This window comes from Streptomyces sp. NPDC096311 (assembly GCF_044763085.1).
Taxonomy (GTDB): domain Bacteria; phylum Actinomycetota; class Actinomycetes; order Streptomycetales; family Streptomycetaceae; genus Streptomyces.
The window spans coordinates 433474-443443 of record NZ_JBIWFN010000002.1 but is presented as its reverse complement, the minus strand read 5'-3'; the positions used below and the strand labels follow the sequence as shown (position 1 = coordinate 443443).

Below are 9970 nucleotides of genomic sequence, written 5' to 3'. Positions count from 1 at the left end.
GGCTTGGCCTCGCTTCGGGGCTTGGACTCGGCTGCGCCTCCGGGCTCGGGCTTGGCCTCGCTTCGGGGCTTGGACTCGGCTGCGCCTCCGGGCTCGGGCTTGGCCTCGCTTCGGGGCTTGGACTCGGCTGCGCCTCCGGGCTCGGCCTCGGGCTCGCCTCTGGACTCGGACAGAGCCTTGCCCCCGTCCTCAGCCTCGCTCCCGCCCCCGGCCTCGCTCCCGCCCCCGGCCTCGCTCCCGCCCCCGGCCTCGCTCCCGGCCTCGGCCTCGCTCCCGGCCTCGGGCTTGGCCTCGCCTCCGGCTTCGGTCGCGGGAGCGGTCAGTAGGGTCAGCCACAGGGACAGCGTCTCCCGTAGTTCCTCCTCCCGTACGACGGCGTCCACCGCGCCCGCCGCCACCTGGGCCTCGGCCGTGTACGCCGCCGGGTCGGCGTCGGGCGGGCGGACCCGGGAGCCGGCGAAGCCGACCTGGGCGCCGGGCAACGCCAGGGTCACGTCGGCGCCCGCACCCAGCGTCGCCCAGCCGCCGCCCGTCGTCGGATCCCGCAGCACGGCGATCTGCGGCAGCCCCGCCTCCCGGGCGAGCGCCGACTGCCGTGCCACGCGCTGGAGCTGGGTGAGTGCGAGCATGCCCTCCTGCATCCGGCTGCCGCCCGTCGCGACGAGCGAGACGACGGGCAGGCGGTGCGCACGGGCGTGGGCGTAGGCCGCCTCGACGCGGTCGCCGGTGCGTTCGCCGAGCGAGCCGCCGAGGAATCCGAACTCGAAGGCGATCAGTACGGCTCGGGTCGAGCCGATGACCGCGGTGCCGCAGACGACGGACTCGTCCTCGCCGGTACGGGCGAGGGCGCGGCGGCGCGAGTCGTCGTACCCCTGCCAGGACAAGGGACCGTCCGGCTTGAACTCCCGCATGGGGACGGGTAGTTCACGGAACTCGTCGCCGGCCAGGGTGATGGCCTCGCGGGCGGAGAAACGCTCAGTCATGCTCAGGGGCCTTTGCGACGGCATCGGGGAGGGCTCGCTTGAGAATCTTGCCCATGTCGTTGCGCGGGAGCGACGTGAGGAAGCGCACGGTCCGCGGGCGTTTGTGCGGGGCAAGGCGGCGGGCCACGTGGTCGGCCAACTCCTCCGCGACGGGCGGGTCCCCGGGGTCGGCGGGGACGATCCAGGCCACGATCCGCTCACCCAGGTCCGCGTCGGGCTCACCGGTGACGGCGGCCTCGCGCACCGACGGATGCTCGAGCAGCGCGTTCTCGATCTCTCCGGCGCCGATCTTGAAGCCGCCGCTCTTGATCAGGTCGGTGGCCTTGCGGCCGACGATGCGTACCGAGCCGTCGGGGTCGACGACCGCCATGTCGCCGGTGCGGAACCAGCCGTCCTCGGTGAACGCGGCGGCGGTCGCGTCGGGCCGGTTCAGGTACTCGGTGAAGAGGTTCGGCCCCCGGACCTGGATCTCCCCGACGGTCTCGCCGTCGGGCGTACCGGTGGGCGTGCCGTCGGCGTCGTACGAGGCGATCGTCGTCCCGTCCTCCTCGACGAGCCGTACGTCGACGCCGGGCAGCGGCACTCCGACGGTGCCGGGCCGGGGCTCCCCGTCCACCCGCACGCTGGTGTTCATGAGGGTCTCGGTCATGCCGTACCGCTCGACGACCCGGCGTCCGGTCGCGGCCGTGATCCGCTCGTGGTCGTGCACCGGCAGCGCGGCGGAGCCGGACACGAGCAGCCGCGCCCCGCCGAGCGCTTTGGCCAGTTCGGTGTCCTCGGCCAGCGCCTCGGCGAGCCGGTGGTACATCGTCGGCACCCCGAACAGCATCGTCGCGCCCGCGCCCAGTTCGCGCGCCACGCCCGGTGCGCTGAACCTGCCCAGATGCCGCACCGCCGCGCCGCGCCGCAGCGGGCCGAGGATGCCCAGGATCAGCCCGTGCACGTGGAAGAGCGGCAGCCCGTGCACGAGCACGTCGTCGCCGGTCCACTGCCAGGCGTCGGCCAGCGCGTCCAGGGTCGAGGCGATGGCGCGCCGCGGGATGACGGCACCCTTGGGCGGACCGGTGGTGCCGGAGGTGTAGACGATGAGGGCGGGAGCGGCGGGGTCGTCCGGTTCGGTGTCGGGGCGTGCGGGGGAGCCGGGGCTCGGACGGGTGTCCTGACCGGCGACTCCCACCTGGACGTCGACGCGCTCCAAGTCGCCTACAGGCGAGGGGAGTTCGACGCCCGGCTCGACCAGTACCAGCGACGGCGCGCTGTCGCCCAGGATGTGCCCCAGTTCGCCCTCCCCCGACTTGGGGTTGAGCGGCACGGCGGGCACCCCGGCGAGCAGCGCGGCGACGACCCCGACGGCGGTCTCCAGGGACGGCGTCGCCCACACGGCGACCCTCTCCCGGCCGTCGAGCCGCGCGGCCAGCTCACCCGCCGAGGCGGCGAGCTCCGCGTACGTCAGTGACCGGTCGCCGAAACGCAGGGCGGGCCGCCGTGCGGTCGAACCGCTGACCAGGGCAGGAAAGAGGGAGGACACGCGGGGTACTCCTTGCCGTAGGGACCTGCTGGAGGACGTGCTGCCGATGACGGTCACCACCGTTCCTACACCAGCACGAGGGAAACCCGCCGCCACGCTCACTCCGATGACGGGCTCGACCCCGCCGGGGCGATCCGCCGCCGCGTGCCCACCAGCGTGGCGAGGTCCTCGGCGAGGCGGAGTTCGACCGTGTGCAGGGCGACATGCTGCAGCCAGTGCAGCCGGGCCCGGTCGGGGGCGCCTTCGTGCAGCGGCGGCCATCCGGTGGCCGGGGTGAAGTCGTCGACCACCACCGTGCCGCCCGGAGTCAGCAGCCGGGCGGGGTCGGCCGGGTCGTCGCCCGGCGCCTTGCCGGTGCCGCCGCCGTCCAGGACCAGCAGGTCGTACGGGCCGTAGTCCTCGATCCGCCGCCAGTCGCCGTGGATCACCTCGACCTCGGGCCGGTCGGCGAAGACCTCGGCCGCGACCCGGGCCCGCTCGGTGTCGCGCTCCACGCTGAACAGCCGTACGCCCTCCCGCGCCCCGGACGCCAGCCACGCGAGCCCCACCCCGCACCCCGTACCCGTCTCACCGATCCGCTCCCGGGCGCCGCCCGTCAACGCGTGCAGCAGACGACCCTGCTCCGGACGGCACGCGTACGCGAAGCCGTGACGACGCGCGGCGGCGAGGGCCCGTCGGACGAGCGGGGGAAGGGCGGCGGGGTCCGTGGCGGCGTGGGCGTCCGTTCCTGAGATAGACATGGAGGAGATCATTATCGCCGCGACGGGGTCGGCCGGGGCTGGTTACGCTTTCCCGCCGCGAGGGAACGAGGTGGCGGCATGAGCCAGGACTACGACATGGGTGACGAGACCCTGTGGAATCCCTCGAATGGGGCGTCCCGGTTGTTTCTTCGTCAAGTGGCTCTCTTCGAGGCTGAGTTGGGACTCCCGTCGGGTATCGGGCCGATGGTGAACGACGAGAGCCGGATCGACCCGGACGCCTTCGCGGTCTTCGTCGACGCGCTGCTCGCGTGGCATCGAAGAACGAGTCACGCCGTCATGCTGGCCCTCTCCGAAGGCTTCGCCGCCACGGTGCTGGTGCTCGCGGAGCGCGGCGGGGTCGCGGTGGACTGGGCACGGCTCGGTGCCGCTTTGGACGGCCCGTCGGAGAATGTGCAGATCTCGGCTCTCACCGGGATGTCCGCCCCGCCGGAAGGCGGCACCTGGGAGTCACGGCTGCGGGAGAGATCGCGGGAACTGGGCCGCTTCATGCCCCGTTAGCCGGGGCGATTCCGGCTGTCCTGCTCCGCGGGAGCGATCGTTCTTGAACGGGGAACGATCGTTCGGAAAGCATGGCGCGGGCCCCGTCGGGGACCGTAGTCTCGGCCCACAGCGTGAGAACTTGACGGGTCAACTGCCGGGAGTGCATGGGTGAGTGCGTCGCTGACTCCTCTTCGCGAGACACTCGCGCGTCTGGACGCGCACCTCGCCGACAAGGGCCTCGATCGCGGGGAGGTCCTCGACGTGGGGGAGTTGTCGAGAAGAACGGCTCTGGCCGAGGGAGAGGTCCGGGCGCTCCTCGACGGGTCGGGGGCCCTCGACGACAAGGTCGACGACCGCATCCGCGGACGCGTCCGCGCGCTGTACGAGGCGTATCTCGACGAGAGCGGGAAGCGGCCCGCCGATGTGTGCCGGGACGTCGCCGGGCGGCTCGGGATCAGTGACAAGTGGGCCCGCAGTCTGCTCAACGGCGACAAGATGCCGAACGTGCCCGACCTCACCCGGCTCGCGGAGTTCTTCCGCATCGAGGAGGGCACGAAGTTCTTCACCGATCCGGCCCCCGTCGTCCTGAACGGCGCACTTCAGCGCGTCGTCGGTGAGCTGGACGGCGGAGCCGAGGACGGACCGCTGCTCAGGTTCACGCTCAAGCACGGAGTCGTCACGCTCGCCCTGCGGGGCCGACGGCTGACCCCCCGCGAGCAGGAGGCGCTCACGCTCATGCTCGAGGGTCTGCTGAGCAGCGAGAGCGAGGAGGCGGAACGGTGAAGCCCTTCCCCAAGATGCGGCCGGTCCGTCGCGCGTGGAAGCGCGCCGCCGTTCTCCTCTCCCACCGCGCCGACTCCGAGATGCGCGGCCTCGCCGTCGAGCTCACCCGCGCGCTGAAGAAACGACTCGACGCGCCCGTGGACGTACGGGAGTTGGCCGAGGCCCTCTGCCAGGAGATGAGCCGGCGCCGCGACGACCGCCCCATCCAGCTCCGCTTCGAGCGGTTCCCGGACGAGATCGAAGTCACCGGGCTGTGGATGGAGTTCCACGACTTCGACCTCGTCATCGTCGAGGAACGCGCCGAGACCGTGCAGCAACTCGTCATACTCGGCCACGAGTTGTGGCACATGATGGCGGGGCACTCCCACTCCCCCCACCACTACGCGGGTGCGGCCGCCGCCAGCGCGCTGTCGGACGACCCCGGCTGGCGGGAGATCGCGCTCACCGTCGCCGCCCGCAACGGCTCGCACGAGGCCGACGAGGCCGAGGCGGAGGACTTCGGCCTGCACCTCGCCAGCGTCTTCCGCTCCTGGGTGACCGGCCCGCGTACGAAGGGCCCCGTCGACCCGGTCGGACAGGCCATCCAGGCCTCCCTCGGCTACCGCGGCCCTAAGGACTGACCGGCGATGAATCCTTCCCGCTTCTTCGCCGGGCTCTACATCTCCTTCTGGATCCCGACGGCGGTCCTCACCGCCGCGCTGGCGATCAAACTGCCCAGCATCGTCAAGCTGTGGAAGGACCCGCTGCTGCGTGCCGTCGGCGGCCTGCTCGTGCTCGCCTGCGGCGTCTTCGTCTTCGCGGCACCGTCGACCATCGCCTGGACCAACCGCGTCACCGGCGTACCGAACATCGCGGCCCCCCTGGTCTACAGCCTCATCACCGGGTTCGGCGGCGCCTGCCTGCTCCTGATCACCACATGGCGCAACGGCATCTCCGACCGCTCCGGCGTCACCCGCCGCGCCACCCGCTGGGTGGTCACCGTCTACGCGAGCGTGATCGTCGCGCTGTGGGTGCTGTTCGCGCTCGCCGACGTCCCCGTCGAGCGGCTACGGGACCTCGACACGTACTACGCCAACACCCCCTTCATGCGCGAAGAGATCGTGCTCTACCTGCTCGCGCACACCGTGGCCGCCCTGATCACGTCCAAACTGATCTGGAACTGGATCCGCGCCGGCGGACTCGACGTCTGGCTGCGCGGCGGTCTGAAGTTCCTCGGCGTCGGCTATGTGATGAACCTGCTCTACGACAGTTCCAAGTTCTGCGCCGTCGTCGCCCGCTGGACCGGACACGACCTCGACTGGCTGAGCACCGGGCTCGCCCCGCCGGTCGCCTGCCTCTCCGCCATCCTCATCGCGGTCGGCTTCATCCTTCCGCACACCGGCCAGTATCTGCACCGCCGTGTCCGCACCCGGCTCGGCCACTGGCACCTGCGCCCCCTGTACCGCCTGATGGGGACCGTCACGGGCGGCGGACGCGTCCCCTTCAGACTCCGTGCCACCCCCGAACTGCGCCTGACGCGCCGCGAGACGTTCATCCGGGACGCGCTGCTGAACCTGGCCAGGTTCATCGACGAGGACCTCCGGCGGAAGGCGTACGACGCCGCCCTCGGCCTCGGCTTCGAGGCCGGCCGGGCGGGGGCCCTCGCCCACGCCGTCACCGTCCAGGAGGCCATCGGGACCAGGAAGCGCACCCGCCAGGACGACGCCACCGCACCCCTCGACACTCCGGACACGGAGAACCTGCTGGCGGAGATCGACGCCGTGTCCCGGGCCCTGCGCCACCCCGCCGACATCAGGGCGGTACGCGAGGCCGCGGCCGGCGCGGCGGACAGCGTGCCCGGCCCCACCCTGAGTCAGCCCAGCCGTTGATCCCCTTCGGTCTCAGGGTTGCCGGAGTTCCCTCGACGGTTGTTAGCCTCGCCGGGGATCAGCCGTGATGAGGATGGAGTCCGCCGTGGCCCGTACCGCCGCCCGCGCACGTATTGCGCTCGCCACCTACCGGCCCGAGGAGGGCGCGGAGAGCCTGGACCGGGATCTGCCCGTGCTGAGGGCGGCTCTGGAGGACGCCGGGGCGGAGGCCGTCGTCGGGTACTGGGACGATCCGGACATCGACTGGGCCGCCTTCGACCTCGTGGTGATCCGGTCCACCTGGGACTACAGCTGGCGGGTGGCGGAGTTCGTGGCGTGGGCCGAGCGGTGCGGGAAGCTGACGCGGCTCGCGAACCCGCCGGGGGTGGTGCGGTGGAACACCGACAAGCGGTACATCGGCGATCTCGCGGAGGCCGGGGTGCCCACCGTGCCGACCCGGTACCTCGCGCCGGGCGCGCCCGCGGAGTTCCCCGACGACCGCGAGTTCGTCGTGAAGCCCACCTCCGGCGCGGGTGCGCGGCTCGCCGCCCGGTACCGGCCCGAGGAGCGGGAGACGGCCCTGCGACAGCTGGAGCGGATGCACGACCGGGGGCTGACCGCCATGGTCCAGCCGTATCTGACCAGCATCGACACCGCCGGTGAACGCGCGCTCCAGTTCTACGGCGGCCGCCTGCTGCACGCCAGCCGCAAGGGCGCCGTCCTTCGACCCGGCACGGCCTACGACGCGGACAAGGTCGCGCACCCCCGCCTGGAGCCCTGGCAGCCGACCCCGGCCGAACTCGCCGTCGCGGAGCGCGCGTTGGCGGCCGTGCCGGGCAGGACGGACGGTGCGGAGCTGCTCTACGCCCGTGTCGACCTCGTCGACGGCGACGACGGGAACCCGTGCGTCATGGAGCTGGAGCTCGTCGAGCCGAACCTGTTTCTGTGGCTGCACCCGGAGTCGGTGCCCGTGGTCGCGGAGGCCGTCGTCAAGGCCGCTCTCCGCTGACGGCCACGCGCTGCAGCAACCCCCACGTGAACTCCGCCGCGCACTCCCGCGGCACTCCGGACGCGTCCGGGGACGTGAACGCCAGTCCCCAGCGGGTCGGGGCCGTGCCCTCCAGGGGGCGGGCGGGGGCGAAGGCGCGGGCGACCTCGTCGACCGTGCAGGACCAGGGGCGCAGGTCGTCCAGGGTGCGGGGCTTGGGACCCGCGGCACCCGGGGCGCGGACCAGCCACTCGTTCCAGGCGACGCCGTTCGGGGCGACGAGGACCTCGAAGCGCAGGTCGGGCCAGAGGGGGACGGGCCAGAGCAGGGCCTCGCAGGCCAGGTCGCCGATCTGCCGCGGGGTGACGGACTCGGGGGCGCCGAGGATCGAGCGGTAGCGGGAGGTCGCCGCCCGCGAGCGGGGGGCGTGCAGCATCGCCTGCCAGCGGCGGTTCGCCTCGCGCATGTCGGCGATGGAGACGCCCAGCTCGTGGCGGGCGTCCTCGACGAGGTCGGGGTTGTGGTCGGCCATGCGGCGCAGCAGGACCAGTTGGAAGTCGAGCGGGGTGAAGGGGCTAGCGGGTCGCTTGGCGGGCATGGGGTCCATGGTCGCGCATCGGGAGGGAGCCCGGTCGGCGCCCGTCCGGGAGGAACAGGACCGAGTTGACGTAACGGGGGCCTCGCGGGGGCAGGACGCGGCGCAGCAGGCCCTGGGCGGCCACGTGGGAGGTGCGTGCCTGGTGGGCCTCCAGAGGGAAGGACGCCAGGGGCAGCCAGGTGGTCGCGGGCAGGACCCAGCCCGTGTAGCCGCGCTCGGTGAGATGGCCGACCACCGGCGCGACGGGCTGGATTCGTGACTCCAGTTCGATGAAGAGGGCCGGGCGGTCACGGCTCAGGAGGGCCTCCGCACCGCGCAGGACCGCGAGTTCGTTGCCGTCCACGTCGATCTTGACGAAGTCGACGTCGTGGAGGCCCAGGCCGTCGAGGGTCACGCACGGGACCTCGACCGCGCGGGCGTGGATGTCCCGGCGTATCAACGACGACACGCCCCGGTCGCCCGCGTCGTCCGGCGGGAACCAGAGCCGTGCCGTGCCCGGACGGTCGGAGGCGGCGGCGCGGATCACGCGGACGTTGGAGGGGGCGGTGGCGCAGAGGAGTCCGGCCAGGTGGGGGACCGGTTCGACGGTCACCACACGGTGGGCCAGGCCCGCAAGGCGGTGAGTCCAGGGGCCGTACCAGCCGCCCACGTCCACCGCCGTGCCGCAGCCGGGCGGACAGAGGTCCCCGAGGCGGCCCAGTTCGGGTTCGAAGCGCGGGTAGACCAGCCGGGCGGTCGCCGCGACGAGGCGGGTGGGGAGGTGGCGGGCGAGCCGGGCGGCCAAGGTCCTCGTCGTCCTCGTCGTCCTCGTCGTCCTCGTCGGCCTCGTCGACTTCGTCGGCCTCGTCACGGGACCATCCGCTTGAGGAGTTCCTCGTGCTCGTCCTCCGTGACCTGCTCCCCGGAGGACGGCAGCAGCTGCGGGATGCCGTCGACGATCGGGTAGCGGCGGTGCAGGCGCGGGTTGTACAGCGCCTCCCCGGCGCTCGGCTCGGCCCCGGAGGCCGGCGCCTCGCCGTCACTCAGGGGCAGCAGGTGCAGTGGGCCCTTGTCCAGCGGGCAGGCCAGGATCTTCAACAGCGGGTCGTCGGGGTTCATGGTGGCGTCAGCTCCTTGGCCACGATGGGGGGTTGGGGCGCGGCGTCGTGCTTGGGCATGACCAGCAGCACGGACACCGCGAGGGCCGTGCCCGCCAGGCGCAGTGTCAGCCGCACCGGGTCGTGCGGCAGCGCCTCGCCGAACGCGAGCGTGCCGAGCACCGCCGTGAACAGGCTGGTCACCGTCGTACAGACCGGCACGATCAGCGAGGCCCGGCAGCGCTGCAACGCCGCCTGGGACATGACCAGGCCGAACGCGCCGGTGAAGAGCAGGAGATAGGGGTACGGGGAGCGGAGCACGTCGATCACCGCCCCCGCCAGGTCACTGGTCGTCAGATAGCTCGACACGCCCTTGATGGCCAGCGAGCTCACCCCGTACAGCAGGCCCACCGCCACGCCGTACTCGACACCCGTCGTCGGCATCCGGTGCCGGTGCCGCGCGCGGCGCTCGGCGGCCCCGTACAGCCACAGGCCCGCCGCCAGCGAGGGCAGACAGACGGTCAGGATCAGTGGCGCGGGGGCACTGCGGCTGACCCGGTCCGAGCCCTCGCGCAGGGAGAGGACCACCATCAGCAGGGCCAGCAGGATCGCACCGAGCGCGTACCGCTCGCGGCCCGACGTCTCCTCGCCGAGCAGCCGGGCGGAGAGCAGCACCAGCAGCACGAGCCCGGAGACGAAGATGCCCTGGGCGGCGGCGATCGGCAGCGTGCGGTAGACGGCGAGCTGGGCGCCGAAACCGGAGGCCAGCGCCAGCGAGCCGCCGATCCACAGCGGGCTGCCGAGCACCAGCCGCAGCAGCCGGGCGGGGCGGCGGATGTCGACCTCGGGCAGTGCGGCGAGCGCGCGCTTCTCCAGGACGAATCCGGTGCTGTACAGGACGTTCGCCAGCAGGGCCGCGGCCACTC

12 protein-coding genes are annotated in these 9970 nt (G+C 72.7%); 5 read left to right on the top strand and 7 right to left on the bottom strand.

The genetic code is table 11. The annotated features are described in order from the left end of the window. The 3 genes from ACIRA5_RS06635 to ACIRA5_RS06625 all read right to left on the bottom strand — a co-directional run. Window positions 1–983: carboxyl transferase domain-containing protein (locus tag ACIRA5_RS06635; RefSeq protein WP_403687981.1), on the bottom strand; the 983-nt coding region annotated here is incomplete at its 3' end. Further along, window positions 976–2511, bottom strand: coding sequence for an acyl-CoA synthetase (locus ACIRA5_RS06630; protein WP_403687978.1), 1536 nt, complete (start codon window positions 2509–2511; stop codon window positions 976–978). The genes ACIRA5_RS06630 and ACIRA5_RS06635, both read right to left, overlap by 8 nt. Window positions 2512–2609: 98 nt before the next feature. Beyond that, window positions 2610–3251: an O-methyltransferase gene (locus ACIRA5_RS06625; protein WP_403687976.1), complete on the bottom strand. Its 642-nt coding sequence runs from the start codon at window positions 3249–3251 to the stop codon at window positions 2610–2612. Between the two features lie 78 nt (window positions 3252–3329). On the opposite strand from ACIRA5_RS06625, the gene ACIRA5_RS06620 reads away from it, so the two are divergent. From ACIRA5_RS06620 to ACIRA5_RS06600, 5 genes are all read left to right on the top strand, one after another. Then, window positions 3330–3770: a DUF6086 family protein gene (locus ACIRA5_RS06620; protein ID WP_403687974.1), complete on the top strand. Its 441-nt coding sequence runs from the start codon at window positions 3330–3332 to the stop codon at window positions 3768–3770. A 150-nt stretch (window positions 3771–3920) separates the two neighbouring features. Beyond that, complete coding sequence (locus ACIRA5_RS06615) at window positions 3921–4535, top strand: transcriptional regulator (protein WP_403687971.1); 615 nt, start codon at window positions 3921–3923, stop codon at window positions 4533–4535. Between the two features lie 14 nt (window positions 4536–4549). Beyond that, complete coding sequence (locus tag ACIRA5_RS06610) at window positions 4550–5155, top strand: toxin-antitoxin system, toxin component family protein (RefSeq protein WP_403688616.1); 606 nt, start codon at window positions 4550–4552, stop codon at window positions 5153–5155. Between the two features lie 6 nt (window positions 5156–5161). Next, entirely contained in the window at window positions 5162–6403 is a 1242-nt protein-coding gene (locus ACIRA5_RS06605) for an MAB_1171c family putative transporter (protein WP_403687969.1), read from the top strand. 73 nt (window positions 6404–6476) lie between these two features. Further along, window positions 6477–7391 carry a RimK family alpha-L-glutamate ligase gene (locus ACIRA5_RS06600; RefSeq protein ID WP_403688613.1) on the top strand — a complete coding sequence of 305 codons (915 nt, stop codon included), beginning with the start codon at window positions 6477–6479 and terminating at the stop codon, window positions 7389–7391. On the opposite strand, the gene ACIRA5_RS06595 is transcribed toward ACIRA5_RS06600, so the two are convergent. The 4 genes from ACIRA5_RS06595 to ACIRA5_RS06580 all read right to left on the bottom strand — a co-directional run bounded on the left by ACIRA5_RS06595 (window position 7372) and on the right by ACIRA5_RS06580 (window position 9968). After that, window positions 7372–7977, bottom strand: a complete 606-nt coding sequence (locus ACIRA5_RS06595; RefSeq protein ID WP_403687966.1) for a hypothetical protein — start codon at window positions 7975–7977, stop codon at window positions 7372–7374. The genes ACIRA5_RS06600 and ACIRA5_RS06595 overlap by 20 nt on opposite strands. Beyond that, window positions 7946–8752, bottom strand: a complete 807-nt coding sequence (locus tag ACIRA5_RS06590; protein ID WP_403687963.1) for an FkbM family methyltransferase — start codon at window positions 8750–8752, stop codon at window positions 7946–7948. The genes ACIRA5_RS06595 and ACIRA5_RS06590 overlap by 32 nt, the downstream gene beginning before the upstream one ends. Before the next feature lie 62 nt (window positions 8753–8814). After that, the gene (locus ACIRA5_RS06585; protein WP_403687961.1) at window positions 8815–9066 is read right to left on the bottom strand and encodes a Trm112 family protein; all 252 of its coding nucleotides are present in this window, start codon (window positions 9064–9066) and stop codon (window positions 8815–8817) included. Further along, on the bottom strand, window positions 9063–9968 hold the full coding sequence (locus tag ACIRA5_RS06580; RefSeq protein ID WP_054233622.1) for a hypothetical protein: 906 nt from the start codon (window positions 9966–9968) through the stop codon (window positions 9063–9065). The genes ACIRA5_RS06585 and ACIRA5_RS06580 overlap by 4 nt, the downstream gene beginning before the upstream one ends. Between the last annotated feature and the right edge of the window lie 2 nt (window positions 9969–9970).